Origin of the sequence: Leptolyngbya sp. CCNP1308, assembly GCF_034932455.1 — a bacterium.
In the GTDB taxonomy this organism is placed as follows: domain Bacteria; phylum Cyanobacteriota; class Cyanobacteriia; order Phormidesmidales; family Phormidesmidaceae; genus Nodosilinea.
The window spans coordinates 181,252-197,385 of sequence record NZ_JAYGIH010000002.1; the positions used below are offsets into that span (position 1 = coordinate 181,252).

The window sequence follows — 16,134 nt, forward strand, 5'->3', positions numbered from 1 at the left end:
TCTCCGAAACTGACTACTCATTTTGGCCACCTCCCAGCTGGGCCTGGGGCTGAACCCCAAAATTCATCCGCACCAGGCTGCCAGGGGCCAGATGCACCAGCCGAGACGCACTGTTGCGCTCAATAAAGACTCGGTTAGGGGCCAGCTCATAGCCAGGCACGCTCAGCGGATCGAGGGTGCCGGAGCGATAGCCGGGCAAAACATTGGCCAGGGAAAAAATGCCCCGCTCGTCGGTGGTAATGCGATTGCCGTCGTCCAGAAAAATCACCGCATTGGGCAGGCCCGGCTCCCCGGTCTGCTGCTCGCCATCGAAGTTCAGGTCTTCAAAGACTCGACCAATCAGGGTGCCGCAGTCGGACAGCAGCCCTGGATCAATCCGCAGCCGGTGACTGGCGGGGCCATCTCGCAGGAGCGCGCCTGTGTCGCTACGGCGAGCGGTCACCAGCGCCGAATTTCGTCCCGTGCCGCGAGTGGCATCGGGGGTAAGCTGGGCGGCATAGACTAGGCTCAGAGCCTCGCCCACCGGCAGCGATGCCGCTGCATCCACCTGAAATTCCACCGTAGAATTTGATTGGCTCACCTGCACTGGGTAGGTCTGGTCTGCGATCGCCGCTCGGGCAGACCCCGCCACCAGCCTGAAGCCCAAAGGCAGGGTGTCGGTAAAGGCAATCGTTTGCAGCGCAATATCGGTTTGATTGCGAACCACGACCCGATAGATCACGGTGTCCCCTGGCTGGGCAACGGCGCGATCGCCCGACTTAGTGAGCTGCATCTGCCGGGAGTTGCACAGCGTCGTTACCAGGTTGAGGGCAGAAAGCTGAAGCCCCGTCTGAGCGGCGTCGTTAACCTGTACCGTTTGCTGATCAATCTGGGTTGCCCCCGTAGCGGTAATTGGTTGACCATCCAGGGAGGTGGCCCGGTAGGTAATTACACCGCCGTTATTGCCGATAATCTGAAGCTTGAGTCGTCGCTGTAGGTAGGAGGTACCTACTGGGGGCGTAACCACCAGCAGGTAGGTGCGCCCGATATCGACCTGTCCCCTAGCAGCGTCGAACAAGAAGTTGTAGGTTCCCTGGGCTGAAAGGTTGTACGGGTTGGCGTTGGTGATGTTGGGAGGAAGCCCCCCAGGAACACTATTGTTTGGATTATTGGGCAGCTCAGTGGGCGTTAGCGAGACCAATGCCCCCAGTTCGCTCTGGAGCGGGTCACCGGGCAGCGGGTCGTAGAGCGCCACGGTAAAGCCGATGTAGTTTGGCAGCGGGCTGCCGCCACAGCCTAAAAGCTGGCCAAAGGGGTCAACTAAGCTCAGCCCTAGCGACACTGAGCTACTGCCCGTCCACGTCGCTGGGCCGTTGCCAACGCTATAGGTGTAGGTGACCTGGTTACTTAAGCTCGGCTCAGGTGAGGGTTGCGCCACCAGCGGCGCAGTTAGTATGAGGGTCAGGCCCAGCGCCAAGCCAAACCCCAAGAGGTAGCCCAATCGTTTTCGAGGTCGACCGCCGCTGCCCGATAGGGTTAGTCGGAGAATCGTGAGACTCCATTGCCATAGCTGGTGGAAACAATGCTTACCCATTGGAGTTTTACGAAAACGATTCAGGACTGTAGGGCGTGAGGGTCAGATCGCGAAGCCAGGAAAAATTGGCACAAAAACCCTGTCCTCAAGAGACTTGGGGGCGCTCAGGGCATAGTCAGTAGGGATGGAAAGCTGGGGCGATCGCTGGCAGCGAGTGCAATCTGCGATCGCCCCCAGGGCTACTTCACAGTGACGTCGTAGGCCATCTGCACCACCACCTCAGGCTCCAGAGTCTGGGCAAAGTCCCAGCGAATGTCGGTGTAGGCTTCAGCCGGGGCTGGTTCCAGAGTCACCGTGCCGTCCTCCTGCACCACCTCCACCAGGGGCTCGGCGACAAAGGACTTGCCGCCGTCAATGCTGTAGGTAATAGCTGTGCCGTCGTTGCCCGTTGCCGTCGCCAGCACGTAGGTCATCTGGGGCGGAATCGACTGGGTAATCACGAGATCCTTAGCCGGCATTTCTCCGGCATTTTCTGACGCAACGGTGTAGCGCAAAACGTCCTGGGGCTGCACCGTTGCTTCCCCCTCCAGGGTTTGCCAGAGCAACTGGGGTTCACCCTGTGCATCGACTGTTTGCACCTGCTTTTCTGCCTGCAACACCAGCTTCACCTCTGGGCGGCGCACCTGCTGGGCAATCTCGGTGCCGATCGTCTGGAGCCGCGCCATCACGGGGCTACCTTTGGCCAGGGGAACGATGAGCAGGGTTGCCAGGGCAGCTAAACCTAAACCAATCGAGCGTTTCATAGTCATAAACCTTGTCCAAAAATGCTGTGTAAGTTTCAAGTGGTGGCATTCGCAGGGGACGAAATGCTGCGCAAAATGCCGGATTTCGTCCCCAACGTGTTAGAGGCTTAGTTGACAATTCGGCGGAAGGTTAGCGTGCCGCCGACCTGAGGTGCCAGGGATGGAATGGTGTTAACGTACCGGGTTACCGCCGCCCCCGAGGCTGGATCGGTGCTGCCCAGCAATACCGCTCCGTTGTAGAACTGTAGGGTGCCGCCAGTGGCCACCGTGTTTTGACGGTGGGTGGTAATGCCTGCCCAGGTATTCGGTGCGGCGGCTCCATCCTCATTGATTACCAGGCCATTGCCGGTGAGCAGCACGTTGCCGCCGCCAGTGGCTGGTTGAATCTCAGAGATGTTTTGGTACGTAATCTGGTATTCCACAAACTGCCCTGGCTCAGGCCGCCGGGTCGGAGTCGCGGTAAACGCCTCAAGCTGCGTTGTGCCATCGCGGTCAATAATGCGGGCTGCCTTCACCAGATTGACGAAGCCGGGATAGATTCGGTTGTTGGTAAAGTTGTAGACCGTGTCTGTGGTGGCAACAAAGCTGTTGCTGCTGTCGTTATCCACAAAAGCCACGATGGGGATGGTGTAGCCCTGAATTTGATTCGTGCCCGCAGGCAGATCTACCGTTACCTGGTAGGACTGCTGCTGGTTTGGCGTTAGGGTACCAATGACCACGGGTGGGTTAGCCGAGGCAAAGCCGCCAGCGGCAGTGTAGGTGTAGACAGCCGTTTGGGCACCAAAACTAATAGTCACCGTTGTGCCATCGGGAATGCTGGCGTTGGTGCCGTGAATACCACCAGTTAGAAGGTTGGTCGCATTGGGGGCGAAGGGCAAGAGCTTGACGTTGTCGAGATTGGTGGCAATGGTGTTTCTGACGGTGTTGGTGATGGTTGCCGCCGCCGGATTGCTAGCGCTGCCCTGCGTCCCTACCGTATCTACCGTGGTGGCGGCGTTAGTAAAGTCGTCCTGGGCATTGGTGGGGCCAATGGCGTTGGGAACGTTGTTAGGCCCATTGAGCAGAGCGCTGTTAGCTGCTGACAGGGGCAAAATGCCAACGACGTTTGATTCCCCATTGGGGCCAGTACCGGTGTTGTTGCTGCTGGTGTCTGGGTCGTTGGGATTGGCAGCGCCCGTCTGAGGGCTAGCGATGAAGTCGCTGATGTTTGGGTTGGGCGGGAAGACGCCATCGTCATAGTTGTTGGCATCCTGGTCGCCCGACTCGTCGTAGACCAGGTTATTGGCCAAATCGCCAAAGGTTTGACCAAAGATCTGACCGATGTTGGTAATGGTGCCCCCAGTGGCGGGCAGGCCACTGGTCACCACGGTAAACCTAAAGTCGTTGACGGCGGTGCCCGGCGGCAGGGCTCCGTTGGTGCCAGCATCGTAGACAAAGCCGATGCGCTTAACAGTACCTGCCGCTGGCGCAACGGTAGTCCAACTGACGCCGCTAATTGGGTTTTCGGTGCCGCTGTAGGCATCATCGGTGGAATAGACCGGAATCCAGTTGCCGTTGGGCACGATGGGCGCGATGCCATTCCACACCGTGTTGGGGGGCACGGTAGTGGAAACTAAGATGCGCTCAACGGTTGAGCCATTGAGGTTGATCGGGGTGCCTTCCAGGCTGCCTGCCGGGAAGCCTGGCTGAGGGTTATTGGCAACTCGGAAGTCGAGATCGTAGGTGATGCTATCGTCGCGAGCATCGCTGGCCAGGGCACCGGGTGCCGTTGTTGAGGTCATTAACAGGGTAGTTTGGGCCAGGGGCTTGGGCTGGGTAGCCAAAAACTCCTGGTGGGATGCAGCCGCTTCCCGTTCGCCGTTGGCAGGAGCCAGGGTGCCATTGGCGTCTAGGGTGTAGACATCGTTGGTAGTGGGGGCTGTATCAGTACTAAAGGCAATATTTTGCTGGTTTTGGGTATTGGGGGTATTGTCAGCCGTATTACCAAACTGCACTTTCACCGCATCACCAGCATTGGTGGCGGTGACGGCCATAGTTACCCGCACTTTGAAGTTTTGGTCGGCTCCGATAATGCCCGTGTTGGGGAAAGTGGCCAGGTTATTGGTGCTATTACCTCCGGCTGGAACGGCGATCGCGGTGCCTAGGTTCGTGCCATTGACGGCAATAACCTCTACGGCCGTGATAGTTCCCCCTATGGCTAGAGGGCCAAGGTCCGTGGCCCCCGGAATGTAGACGAAGGCGTCGGCGTTGCCGGTGTTGGTGACCAAAAAGTCAAAGTAGAGATTGTCGCTGGTGGCGATGCTACCGCCGTTGGCATCCGTAAAGCCCGCATCGGTGACGGTTAGGCCCCGTACCTCTTCTACCTTGATGGTGACGGTATTCGAAATGGCGTCAAAGTTGGTGGTGCCATCGCTGTAGGTCGCCGTAGCCCGGTTAATGATATCGGTACCGGCAGCGGTGCCTTCGGCTAAAACGGGTGCTAGGAAGGGGAGAGCGCCACTGGTGGCGATCGCCGTAATAACCAGGGGTTTGAATCGACTGGTAAACCGAGAATGAGGCGATGGTTCTGTATTTTTCATAGCTAATATATGGCGCAACAAATTCCCCTGGATAACGCCAGGGCTTTTACCCAAACAACCCTGCGAGGCATTAAGGACAAGCAAAAACTATAAAATATGGCATTAAAATAGATTGGTTAAGGCCTGAAAATGGCTCGCCTCCTGAGTATTCCCTTGAACGAAAAGAGAAAAACAGTTTTCAATTAATTACTTGAGTTTTAGGCCTGGAACCTTTTAGTCACGATTTGCCTCGAATTTGCAGCCGCTCTTCGAGGATTACTCGGGAGAACATTGGCATGTTCTAGCTGTGTGGCGGCCATGGCATAAAGACTGAGTTTCTCTAAAGCTCTAGATTACAGGCATGTATACCTTGCGTTCATTCCTTCTAATGCCATTTTTGCTTTGATGAATGTTTCAGAGAAGCAATAAAATTTAATGTGTCGATCTAGATTTTTTAGGCATGTCCAAAGAAATTTTTCCTCAGCAAATCTACCAATAGAATTTCTGGTTTGGGAAAAAGCTAAGCAGAAATAACGATGCGAAGTGGCTACCTATGATTGCCAGCATTTTGTGGTCAAGAATTGCAGGCTTTTGTCGATCAACCGCCCTTAGGGAAAGGACTAAATCCTGTACCGGTGGCCAGATCGATGCATTGACGAATGGCTATACGGACTGCGCTGCGTCTAAGGGCAGCTAGCAGCAATGATTTAGACGCTAGACCAATCGGTTAGCCAGAAGCCAGGTTTGCTTCTTTAGTCGCAGCTCGTCCAACCGGTGAGCAGTAGCTGTAGTCGCTATAAAGTCTACAAACAGCCTATCTTGCAGGCCACACCAGCGTGGCGGTGTTGTCGATCGCCTGGGGCTTACCCTCGCTATCCACCGAGTTGAAGTGGGCCAGCCGCTCTTGCACATCGACAGGCAGGTGCGAAAAGTCGATCTGGGTGTCGCCAGCGGCGATGCTGGCCCAAAAGGTTTTGAGGCTGGGAGCAATGGCGGCAGCCTCGTGCTCGGCCAGTCCCACCGGGGGGCTGACTAGAAATTTGGTCATAAACCCCTCGGCGCGATCGCACATCCACTGGTGCGACATGGCCTGCAGGTCATCCCAGGGGCCAACGGCGGTGAGACGGCGCGATCGCACCTCCACCCGCAGATCACCATCGCCGCGCTCAATCTCCACAATCCGGTAGGGGTGAGGATAGCTGACCAGCGACCCAGTCAACACCTCGCACAGGTCGCCCCGCCGTGCCACATCCTGCACATGCAGGTGGCCGGTAAACATCAGCCGCACCTTTGCCGCCTCTAGCCGCTGGATGATCGCCTCAGCATTGCTCACCATATAGCGCTGACCCAGGGGGCTGTTAGACTGCCCCGGCAGATGCTCCAACACGTTGTGGTGCAGCATCACCAAGATCAGGTCATCCGAAAATTCTGCCAGCGTGGCCTCTAGCCAGTCGAGTTGGGCATCATCCACATGGCCCACCCGAATCTGCTCGCCGTTGGGCTCAAAGGCGTTGGAGTTGAGCGCCACCAGCCGCACGCCGGGGAGAATTTCGTGCTGGTAGTGGAGGGTTTTGCCGTCGCTGTAGCCAAAGTCTTGGTACAGGCGGGGGAAGTCGTGAAGGCCAATGGCGCGATCGCTGGCATCCCTGGCAATTACGTCGTGGTTCCCCGGCACCACATAGGCAGGGAAGGGCAATCGCTTGAGGCGATCGATCAGCCAGCGGTGATTCACCCATTCCCCATGCTGGGTGAGATCGCCAGGCAGCAACAAAAAATCTAGATCCAGGGTTTCGAGGTGATCAAAAATCTGTTCAATGCCTGGAATGCTGACTTCGACTAAATGGAAGCGATTGGGGCCATTGTAGATCGTCTCAGGACGGGCAATGTGAGGGTCGCTGATAATAGCGAAGCGAAAACGCTGTCCCATGAAATTAAAACGTTGATTTTTATGCATGTCCCTAACAGCCTAGCCTTTAGATGCCCAATTGGCCCAGGCAAAGTGGCATGATAGAAAGCCGTGATTCCAGCGAGGTCAAGGCTGTGGCAGTTGTTCGGGTGCGTCAGCACGTCAACCCCCTAAGCGACAAATACCAGGCTCCCGTTGACGCTCCTAGCTGGAGCGCAGCCTTTGCCAACCCCCAACAGCCCCTGCACATCGACATTGGCTGCGGCAAAGGCGTATTTTTGTTGTCCATGGCCCAGCTTGCGCCCGAGTGGAACTTTTTGGGCCTCGAAATTCGCAAGCCCGTGGTCGAATCGGCCCAAAAGCGCCAGCAAGAGACGGGGCTGACCAACTTGCATTTTATGTACTGCAACGTCAATATCTCCCTGCGGGCTCTGTTAGAAAGCTGGGGCGACCAGAACCCTTTGCAGCAGGTGTCTATCCAGTTCCCCGATCCGTGGTTTAAGAAGCGCCACCAAAAGCGGCGGGTGCTGCAACCCGAGCTGGTCAGCACTCTGGCGGAATTTTTGCCCTCTGGCGGACGCCTGGTGGTGCAGTCGGATGTGGAAGAGGTGGCGGTGGATATGTGCGATCGCATCGCCGAAAACCCCCACTTTCTCCGCCAGGGCCAAGACTGGCTGCCCGAGAGCCCCTTCCCTGCCCAAACCGATCGCGAGCGCGTCACTCTAGAGCAGGGGTTGCCCGTCCACCGCGCGATCTTTGTTCGGACTTAGCCCTGCCCCCAGACCAGAGTGTAGAATGGCCAAAGACCTGGGGCTGTAGCTCAGCAGGATAGAGCGGCCGCCTCCTAAGCGGCAGGTCGTGGGTTCGAATCCCGCCAGCCCTGTTGTTTACATCACTGCGCTATGCAGAAACTTACTGACCTACCGTTACTTACTGCAAAAAGCAGATTAATCCCTAGGGTCAGCCCAATTCAAATTTCAGGCTAAACGGTTTGACTTTGCTGTCAACCGGGGCTATTGCGCCTGTTTTTACTCTGCTAGTGCAACCATGCGCCGTCGTCTGGTTTCCATAGATAAAGCAGGCAGATGCTGGTCAAGCGATTAGGGATCTTCGGATGGGGGAACTGTAAAGTTGGCCTGTTTAGCTATCAGCTCTAAAAATTTAGCCGTGCTGCGATCGGGGTCATAGACACCGTTTTCCCATTCGCTAACGGTTTGGCGGCGTACGCCCATCTGCTCAGCAAATTCCATTTGGGTCAGGCTCATATGTTTGCGCAGGGCGCGGATGGCATCTTGGTGCCAAACAATTTTGCCGTCTTTTTGCTCGATGTTATATTGAGCCTCAAATTTACGAAAGACAACGGTTTTGCTGTCCATATCAACGGTGTAGACATGGTAGCCAGCCCCTACCCAAGCCCCAGCCTGAAGCGCCGCAGGAGTATCGCGGTTACTCCACCAGTTTTTGCGCTCAGTGGCAGAATGGGGCAGCGGCCTGCCTAGTAGGGTTTCAATCTCGCCAAAGGTCAGCAGAACCTCGGCCTTGCCAGCGGTCTGCAAATGATTAAATAAAGGGTAGTACTTGCTGACAGGTTTCATAGGTAGGCGCGATCGCGACTCAATCTCAGCGGTAAACCATATGACTACCTATAATGACTCAAAAACCTGACTTAATGACCGCAAATTTGGCACGCCATTGAGAATTTCTGATCTGGACGGTTTATTGCATCCCTCTAAACTAATTGTCTTTAAGGGAAGAAGCGATCGCTACTTACGATCACATCGTTGAGGCTGCCCCAACGCCAAACCAACCCTCTGTTGCGCTGGCGTCCATAGATTCGTTAGGGTAGCAAAACTGACACTGCTCGATATCGCCTATGGCCCGCCCTGATCTCGACTTGTACACCATTGACCGCGTTATCGAAATGGCTTGGGAAGATCGCACCCCCTTTGAGGCCATTGAGACACAGTTCGGGCTATCAGAGAAACAGGTGATTGCCATCATGCGATCCTACATGCAGCCCTCTAGCTTTCGTCTGTGGCGTAAGCGGGTGACGGGGCGCAGTACCAAGCATCAGTACAAGCGAGACTTTGCTCTGGGCCGATTTAGGTCGGCTAACCAAAAATAGGGGCGTGGCATCTTATCTGCGGGCTAGGCCCTGCGACCTGTGCCAGGCTCTAGCCACAGTGCGGTACCGCATTCAATGCGCCCCTGGGGCAGCCTGGGTGTTGGCCTGCCCCCAATGCCAACAAGCTCAGCGCGAGCAGAATCCCAACTATCGCTATGGCGGCACCTGGAAAGCTCGCCTCAAGAAGAGCTAGCCCCACCCATTTCTATTGCCGTAGCTGCTTTTCTTTAAACACGAAAGAACTCTGTAAAATCACGTAGACTTGTTTCAAGCTTATCAAAAAACTGAGTGATTCTTTATATACCAAGATTAAACTGGGTTATGTTGAGGGAACCATAGGTGTAATCGTTAATCGCCTTAATGCACATAGCCATGAAAACCTCCACAGTTCTGGTGCATTCAACCCTTGCCCAAGCGCCCGCCACCAATCGGCCGCCGCTTGATAACCCTTGGATGCTCTCGTCTGGGGGTTTGCTGGTGCTTCTGCTAGGGTTGGGTGTCTATTCTCACCTGCAAACTCGCCGCCTGGTAAAGCAGCTCAAATTTGAGACCTACAAAAACCAAGAGCTGCAAAAAAAGGTCAAACTAGCCCTCAAAACCATCAGCAAGATGGAGCAAAACCCTGACCTAATTCACTCTCGTGAATTTAATCTCGACTACCTGCGCATGCGCATGGATGAAGAGCATTTTCATACCTCGATTGTGAATCAGCTTAAGGTCAAAGTTAAGCAAAAAATCAGCGTTGCTCTGCGACCTCGCCAGGCGGAAGAAGGCCTGATTGGGATTGCCAGCAAGCCTCGCGTGGTGGATGAGATCTTTGATGTTGAGTATGCTCCCCAAGACAACCCTCTGGCAAAAAAGCGGGTGCTGTTTCGCATTCAAATTAGGCTGGCGAAGCTGCCCACCCAGGCCACCTCTTCGACCATCGGCCAGCTAGTTGAATGCATCGAAAACTTTATGAGCCCCGAGGCCGAAGAAACCCATTGGCAGCCGACTATCCAGGGCCGCATTGCCAACATGCATTGGGATCAAAAAGCCAAGCCTACCCCCCTGCTGGTGATTGAACAATCGAGCGAAGGGGCCAATGTGACACTGCGCAGCCGCAATGAGCTTCCGACCAGCATGAGCAGCACCAGCAGCAAACCCAAGAGAAAACCGGCCTAGGGTAATGATCCCTAGCTGGTTATTCGCAGCTCATCAGTAGACGGCGGATGCCATTGCGACGGCATCCGTCGCAGGTGGCGGGGCCGATCGCGCTTGGGCCATATCCGAGAGAATGGCATCGAGCAGCTGCTCGCGCAGGTCGGGGATAACTGCTAGGGCACGGGTCCAGTCGGGGATTTGAGTGCCGGTGGGGTCGTCAAGGTATTGGTTACCGGCTTCTAAAATGACTTGCTCAAAGGTTTCGATGGTGATCTCTTCTTTGTGGCGATCGTACTCTAGACCGTTAAAGCGGGCATCGACGAAATATTGACGGGCGAGGTTTTGGGCCTCGCGACGGTACTTGATCCGCAGGGCGCGAATGTGGTCGTGGCCAATCACCACCTGCTCAGTTTCGGTCAGGGTTCTAAACACCGATTGCAGAATGTCGCGGCACATTTTTTGCAGCCCTGAGTTGGTTGAGCTGCCTAGGGTCTGGTGCTTGTGCTCAAAAACGCCCAGGTCGATTTGGGCAATGCGCTTGAGGGCCACGTTGCGGTAGACCTCGGCCAGCAGGCCCACTTCTAACCCCCAGTTGCCGGGGATGCGGGTGGTCAGGGCCAGGTCGGCAGACAGGGCAAACTCGCCGGAGAGGGGGTAGCGGTAGGCGTCAAGGTAGCGCAGGTAGTCGCGGTAGCCGAACAGCTCCATCAGCGAGGTGATGAGGGGGGTGACAAACAGTCGGGTGACGCGACCGTGCATGCTGCGGGGATTGCCGCCAATGCGGGCGTAGTAGGCTTTGCTGAAGGCGATGCCAAAGTCTTGCTCTAGCAGGGGATAGAGCAGCTTGAGGGGGTAGGCGCGATCGTAGGTGACAATGTCGGCATCGTGGAGGGCGATCGCAGCGGCGTGCAGCGAGGCTACCCCCAGCCCCAGCCATACAGCCCGTCCTTTACCCTTAAACTTCAGCAGGTCAAGCCCTTTGTCTTTGAGGGTTTGCAGAATGCCGGTGATGCGCGGGCCGTTTTCCCACAGCACAAAGGTGGGCTGGGGCAGCGGCTCAAAGAACTGCACCGCATGGCGATACTGCTCAAAGGTGTCGGCGTAGAGGCAGACGATAACGTTGTTGACAAACGGGGAGTGGCTGAGGTGGTCGCGAATGGTCGCTAGGGCCGGGCGCTCTAGCTCTTCGTAGAGCGACGGAATCAGCACGGCGGTAGGGTTGGTTTGGCTGAGCTCGGTGAGACGCTGCTCTAAACGCTCGGCATCGTACCCCAGGTCGTGGATGGTGGTGATTAGCTCTTGCTTATAGTCCATGCCCTGATATCCCTAAATGCTAGGTCTCATCATAGGGATAAGTGGCGATCGCAAGATGTCTGAATCACTACCCGATGGCGGGCAGCAGCCGGGCGGCGTTGAAAAATTGCACCCTAGGCAAAGTCGTGGGCCAAAATTGCCTGGCCGCGACGGTAGAGTTCTTCGGCGTAGCCCGTCCAGGTGCCCTGCCCCCAGTAGCGAAAGCAGCTGGTTTGCAGCAGCAGATTGTGGATCAGGGCGTTGCGGTAGCGGTGCTGGCGCTCTAGGGCATCGCCCCGCTCGCTCTGTTTTGCCATGGTTTGGTGAAACTGGGCCGATAGGCGCTGCATGGGGTCGAGCACGTTGTCGTAGCCCTGCACCCAGCTGCGATCGCCCGTCCAAGACCCGCCTTCCATCGAGAAGCTACCGTCTTCGGCGCGGAGGGATGCGATCGCCCCCGCTACGGCCTCAGATCCACTCGCGTCACCCATCGCCTGCCACAGCCGCGCTTGCCCCACCGCCTGACAGGTTGGGAACGTCTCTGGGCCACAGCCCGCCGCCGCCAACAGCTCCAGATATTCGCTGCCGTTAAAGCCCACCACGCCCTGACGACCGCCCCCGTTGTCGCGCATTTCGTACCACGATCGCATAAAGGCGCTGGGGAACTCATTCATCATCACGCCGCCGTTTTCGCCATCGCTGATCTGGCTGACTAGCTGCGGCACGGTGGTATTGCCGAGGGAGACTTTGCCGAGGGTTTTGGCTTCCCAGTAGGGCTGCATCTGACCCACCAGCTTGGTATCAGACCCCTGGGTTTTGATCAGCACCACAATCTCTTCTACCTCTCCCTGGGCATTGCGGGCGATTAGACGGTGGGGCAGGTGGGGCTGCGATAGACCATGACCTTCGAGGCTTTCCACCGTGTGCTCTTGTACCAGCATCCAGCGGTAGCCGCAGTCTTTGAGGGTTTTGACAAAGGCGTAGAGCACATCGGGATGGTTGGGCAGGTGCATCTCTGGCGGCGAGAAGCCCCGCACCCGAGCCAGAGCTTCGGGGCCAAACAGGGCGGCAAAGTGGTGCTGCCAAGCGCGAATGTGCAGCTTGAGGTCGGGCACCGGGGTGGAGGGCACTACGGCGTGGCCCCAGCAGGTGCCCAGCCACTCGACGTAGGGTTGATAGGTGGGGTCACAGGCCAGGCGGCGCAGCTTGGCCAGAATGTCTTGCCGATCCATCTGTTGCAGGCCCCACAGCAGGGTGCCCGAGTAGTCGAGCATGACGCGGGGGTTGCAGCCGTTATTCACCAGCTCTGGAATGAAGTCGCCTAGGCGGGCGTAGCAGTAGGCGAAGGTACCCGCGTTGTGATTGTCCCCGTCGTAGGGGTGCTCAAACATGTACTGGAGGTGGTTGATCAGCTCGCCCGTGGCCCCGGCGGGAATGGTGGGCTGGTGCATATGGAGGGCGATCGCAAACCCCGCCGAAATCTCCTCTAGCGCCAGGTTGGTGCGCGGCAAAAACACCGGCTCATCGCTGGCCATGACGGCAGTAATATCGGCCTCTCGACCCGACAGCGGGGGCAGTCCCTCTTCAAGGGCGGGCCAGTCTATGGGGGAGAGCACAGCACCGATCATAGACACCTCGTAGAAACGATTTACCCAGCAGCTGTGGACAAACCTATGGTCACTATTTAGTGTGACACCGGGCGGAACACTTCTACTAGGGCGATTTACATTTCGTGGTCAGAGCTAGCCAGAATAGGCCAGTGCAGAGCAGGCTTTGCAGCAAGTGGGTTTTTATAGCTTAAACCACCAGCTGGGGACGGCTCGACTGGGGCGGGTTGAGTTCGATGGTGGCTACTACCTGGCCGTGGTCAGACTGCCAGGGTTCGATGTTGTCTTCGAGCAGGGTTTGGTCAAATAGGTGGTCGTTAAACACCGAGACGTAGGTGACGCGGCCAATCCGATCGCGGTTTTGGGCCGAAAATTCTTCGCTCACCATGATGTGGTCGAGGCTGTCGTAGTGGCCGTTGTGAATGTGGGTGTAGTAGTGGTCGCCGTAGCCTAGCCGGGCCTGAATGTCTTTGACCTGGTAGAGCAGCACGTCCCACACGGGGGCTTTTTTGCGGTAGGGCCAGCGTTCCCAGGGGGGCTGACCAGCGACAATTTGGGTGGTGACGGCGGTGTGGTTGTCGTTGACATCGCCCATGACAATCACCGGGTAGCGGCGATCGCGCAGCCCTTCCATCAGCAAAAACCGCAGGGCGGCGGCCTCGGCCGTGCGGCGAATCAACGATCGGGCGTGGCCCTTGGCAATTTCGACCGGGTCGCTGCGATCGACCCCGTTGGCCATCATCGGTCGCTTTGACTTGAGGTGCACCACAAACACCGTGCAGTGAATGGTCTCGGTGAGGGCTAGATCCACCGCCAGCACCGGGTGCGAAAATCGCCGAATGGGGATCTCAGCCCCCTCCAAATCTAAAATGCCCTCGGGGGGAAACTCGTCGTAGACCCGCTGCCCCAGCACCGGAAACCGCGTCGCCAGGGCCAGCCCCGGCCCCCGCCCAAACCCCTCGGCCATAACAATCTCGTGCTGCTGGTGGTAATCGCTGCGGTGCAAGGCTTCCTTCAGCGCCCCCCGATGAAACACCTCCTGAAAGCCGCAGATATCGACCTTCATGCGATCGAGCTGGGCCCCAATCCAGGTGAGCTTTTTGAGGTAGTTTGTCTGGGAATGCACTTCGCCGGGGTAAAACTCGCGATCGGGCAGCATCAGATTGTTGAGGTTAAAGGTGCCGACGCGAAACTGATTGCGATCCATAGCTGTGGAAGGTAAGCGGTGGCAAAGGGGAAGGTGCGTTTAAGAATAGCGCCGTTGCGTTAACAGCGCGTGAACTTTTTCCCCTCGCCCCTAAGGCCGCATATCCAGCAATCAAGCACCACCGCCATGACATTGAGAAACAAGCTGCCGCAATCAAGCAACATCGCCATATTTCCGAAGAACATCGCGCAGTCATCAAGGAACATCGCCATGACATCGAAAAATAAGCCGCCGCAATCGAGAAACACTGCCATGACATCAAGGAACATTGCACTGTCATTGAGGAACGCCGCCATGACATCAAAAAACAAGCCGCTGCTATCGAGAAACGCTGCCATGACATCAAGAAACATCGCGCTGCCATTGAGGAACGCCGCCATGACATCGAAAAACAAGCCGCCGCAATCGAGAAACGCCGCCATGGCATTGAGGACACCGCAAGGCTCTCGGATAACGCCTCCCGGTTGTCTTGAAGCCCTTAAAGCTTAGATTTAGGATTCCCTATCGTTGCTCACGCTCTGCGGGGGAATGTTCCCCCGACGCCCCGCGCCCCATCCCCAGAGGACGCTCTGCGTCAATAACAGCTGTATCTACGCAGAGCGTGGGCAAGGGTAAACAGCAGGGGGTTTTTGGATTAGACATTCCCTTGGGGCAGGTTTTCTTCGGTGTGCAATTTGATATCTGCTTCGGCGGAAAGGGATTCGGATGCGATCGCACTCGGAGCCACCGGCTCAGCAAACTGGGCCTCTTGCAGCGTGAGCTTGATCGCCGCCAGCACTCGGGATGTGACCTGCAAGAATGAGCTTTTGCGCGAGTTGACCCAAAACTGAGCCTCTAGATTCACCGTGGAGGGGGTGAGTTCGCGCACCAGCACGATCGGTTCGGGTTCTAGCTCAACGCCGTCGATCTGCTCCATCTGCTGCTGAATGCGGGCAAACAGGTCAGGCAGATCGGCGGTGTGGTCAATGCCTACGGTGACGCTGCTGAGGCGCACGGGCGAGGCGGTGTTGTTGGTAATGCTGCTCTGAAACACCTCCTGGTTGGGAATGTAGACCAGGCGACCGTCATAGGTTTGCACCGTGGTGGCCCGCAGCTGAATTTGGGTGACGGTGCCCTCGTAGTTGTTGATCACGATCTGGTCGCCAATGCGAAAGGGCCGACTGGCCAGCAAAATTACCCCCGAAATGTAGTTGCTGAGCACGTCGCGCAGGCTAAAGCCGATGGCGACGCTGGTGAGGCCGAGGGTGCCGATCAGGGCGGCAAAGTTTAGGCCCAGCACCCCCAGGGCAATCACCGATCCCAGCGTCCACACGCCGCCGTAGCAGAGGCGGCTGATCAGCACTTCGGTGGTGCGATCGCCCTCGGTCTTCTCGGCCCACACCAGCACGGCGTGGCGCACCGCCGCCGCCACCAGCCAGGTCAGCCCCAGCACCACTACGGCCCCCAGCAGCGCGGGCAGGTTGTCGAGGGTATCTCTCAACAACTCTTGGGAAGTGCCCCGAATGCGGTAGGTTGCCGCCGCCACCAGGTTAGTTCTGGCGGTTGCCTGGTTGAGTAGGTCGGCCCAGCGCTGCGCCAGGGCAGCGATGTCGGTGTTGAAGTCGAGGGCATCTTGCTCGGTGACGGTCATGATCACCTGCTGGTTGGCCTGGAGGGTGGCCAGGTTGCGATCGCTATCCTGATTCACCGCGATGGGCTCTAGGTCAGTATCCTGGTTAAGCAGTGCTGCAATGCGACGGTTGATTTGCCCCGCCCGATCGGCTGCGCTAGTATCGGGCAACCCCCCCACCTGAAACACGGGCTGCCCCCGCACCAGCACATCGGCAAAAAATTGCTCCGCTGGCTCAGTTGCCGTTTGGGCAAAGGCGGGTAGGCCCCAGTGGGGCGCTGGCCAGCCGAAACCCAGGGCCAATCCTAGGCCGAATGCCAGCAGCCAGAGCCGCCGCCAATGGTGCTGTCTTTCCCAAGCCATACTGTTG

At 57.1% G+C, this 16,134-nt stretch carries 14 protein-coding genes and 1 tRNA gene; 5 read left to right on the top strand and 10 right to left on the bottom strand.

Features of this window, described 5'->3' with window-relative positions; genetic code table 11:
* Nucleotides 1–13: 13 nt before the first annotated feature.
* From VB780_RS01865 to VB780_RS01880, 4 genes are all read right to left on the bottom strand, one after another.
* Complete coding sequence (locus tag VB780_RS01865) at nucleotides 14–1,573, bottom strand: hypothetical protein (RefSeq protein ID WP_323349435.1); 1,560 nt, start codon at nucleotides 1,571–1,573, stop codon at nucleotides 14–16.
* Between the two features lie 179 nt (nucleotides 1,574–1,752).
* Nucleotides 1,753–2,316, bottom strand: coding sequence for a hypothetical protein (locus VB780_RS01870; RefSeq protein ID WP_323349436.1), 564 nt, complete (start codon nucleotides 2,314–2,316; stop codon nucleotides 1,753–1,755).
* A gap of 107 nt (nucleotides 2,317–2,423) precedes the next feature.
* On the bottom strand, nucleotides 2,424–4,895 hold the full coding sequence (locus VB780_RS01875; protein WP_323349437.1) for a hypothetical protein: 2,472 nt from the start codon (nucleotides 4,893–4,895) through the stop codon (nucleotides 2,424–2,426).
* Between the two features lie 793 nt (nucleotides 4,896–5,688).
* Complete coding sequence (locus VB780_RS01880) at nucleotides 5,689–6,801, bottom strand: metallophosphoesterase family protein (protein ID WP_323349438.1); 1,113 nt, start codon at nucleotides 6,799–6,801, stop codon at nucleotides 5,689–5,691.
* Nucleotides 6,802–6,914: 113 nt separating this feature from the next.
* On the opposite strand from VB780_RS01880, the gene trmB reads away from it, so the two are divergent.
* Both trmB and VB780_RS01890 read left to right on the top strand, forming a co-directional pair.
* On the top strand, nucleotides 6,915–7,550 hold the full coding sequence (gene trmB / locus VB780_RS01885; protein ID WP_323349439.1) for a tRNA (guanosine(46)-N7)-methyltransferase TrmB: 636 nt from the start codon (nucleotides 6,915–6,917) through the stop codon (nucleotides 7,548–7,550).
* Nucleotides 7,551–7,589: 39 nt separating this feature from the next.
* A tRNA-Arg gene (locus VB780_RS01890) sits at nucleotides 7,590–7,663 on the top strand.
* A gap of 217 nt (nucleotides 7,664–7,880) precedes the next feature.
* Here VB780_RS01890 and VB780_RS01895 read toward each other — a convergent pair.
* A complete protein-coding gene (locus VB780_RS01895) occupies nucleotides 7,881–8,375 on the bottom strand; it encodes a helix-turn-helix transcriptional regulator (RefSeq protein ID WP_323349440.1) in 495 nt (164 codons plus the stop codon).
* 278 nt (nucleotides 8,376–8,653) lie between these two features.
* Between VB780_RS01895 and VB780_RS01900 the strand changes: the two genes are divergently transcribed.
* The 3 genes from VB780_RS01900 to VB780_RS01910 all read left to right on the top strand — a co-directional run bounded on the left by VB780_RS01900 (nucleotide 8,654) and on the right by VB780_RS01910 (nucleotide 10,069).
* Nucleotides 8,654–8,905 carry a TIGR03643 family protein gene (locus VB780_RS01900; protein ID WP_323349441.1) on the top strand — a complete coding sequence of 84 codons (252 nt, stop codon included), beginning with the start codon at nucleotides 8,654–8,656 and terminating at the stop codon, nucleotides 8,903–8,905.
* A gap of 4 nt (nucleotides 8,906–8,909) precedes the next feature.
* Nucleotides 8,910–9,098, top strand: coding sequence for a hypothetical protein (locus VB780_RS01905; protein WP_323349442.1), 189 nt, complete (start codon nucleotides 8,910–8,912; stop codon nucleotides 9,096–9,098).
* A gap of 179 nt (nucleotides 9,099–9,277) precedes the next feature.
* On the top strand, nucleotides 9,278–10,069 hold the full coding sequence (locus tag VB780_RS01910) for a hypothetical protein (protein ID WP_323349443.1): 792 nt from the start codon (nucleotides 9,278–9,280) through the stop codon (nucleotides 10,067–10,069).
* 33 nt (nucleotides 10,070–10,102) lie between these two features.
* On the opposite strand, the gene VB780_RS01915 is transcribed toward VB780_RS01910, so the two are convergent.
* From VB780_RS01915 to VB780_RS01935, 5 genes are all read right to left on the bottom strand, one after another.
* Nucleotides 10,103–11,362, bottom strand: a complete 1,260-nt coding sequence (locus tag VB780_RS01915) for a glucosyl-3-phosphoglycerate synthase (protein ID WP_323349444.1) — start codon at nucleotides 11,360–11,362, stop codon at nucleotides 10,103–10,105.
* A 113-nt stretch (nucleotides 11,363–11,475) separates the two neighbouring features.
* A complete protein-coding gene (locus tag VB780_RS01920; RefSeq protein ID WP_323349445.1) occupies nucleotides 11,476–12,969 on the bottom strand; it encodes a glycosyl hydrolase family 57 in 1,494 nt (497 codons plus the stop codon).
* A 169-nt stretch (nucleotides 12,970–13,138) separates the two neighbouring features.
* Nucleotides 13,139–14,155, bottom strand: coding sequence for an endonuclease/exonuclease/phosphatase family protein (locus tag VB780_RS01925; RefSeq protein WP_323349446.1), 1,017 nt, complete (start codon nucleotides 14,153–14,155; stop codon nucleotides 13,139–13,141).
* Between the two features lie 59 nt (nucleotides 14,156–14,214).
* A complete protein-coding gene (locus VB780_RS01930; RefSeq protein WP_323349447.1) occupies nucleotides 14,215–14,577 on the bottom strand; it encodes a hypothetical protein in 363 nt (120 codons plus the stop codon).
* Between the two features lie 212 nt (nucleotides 14,578–14,789).
* Entirely contained in the window at nucleotides 14,790–16,127 is a 1,338-nt protein-coding gene (locus VB780_RS01935; protein WP_323349448.1) for a mechanosensitive ion channel family protein, read from the bottom strand.
* Nucleotides 16,128–16,134: the final 7 nt, after the last annotated feature.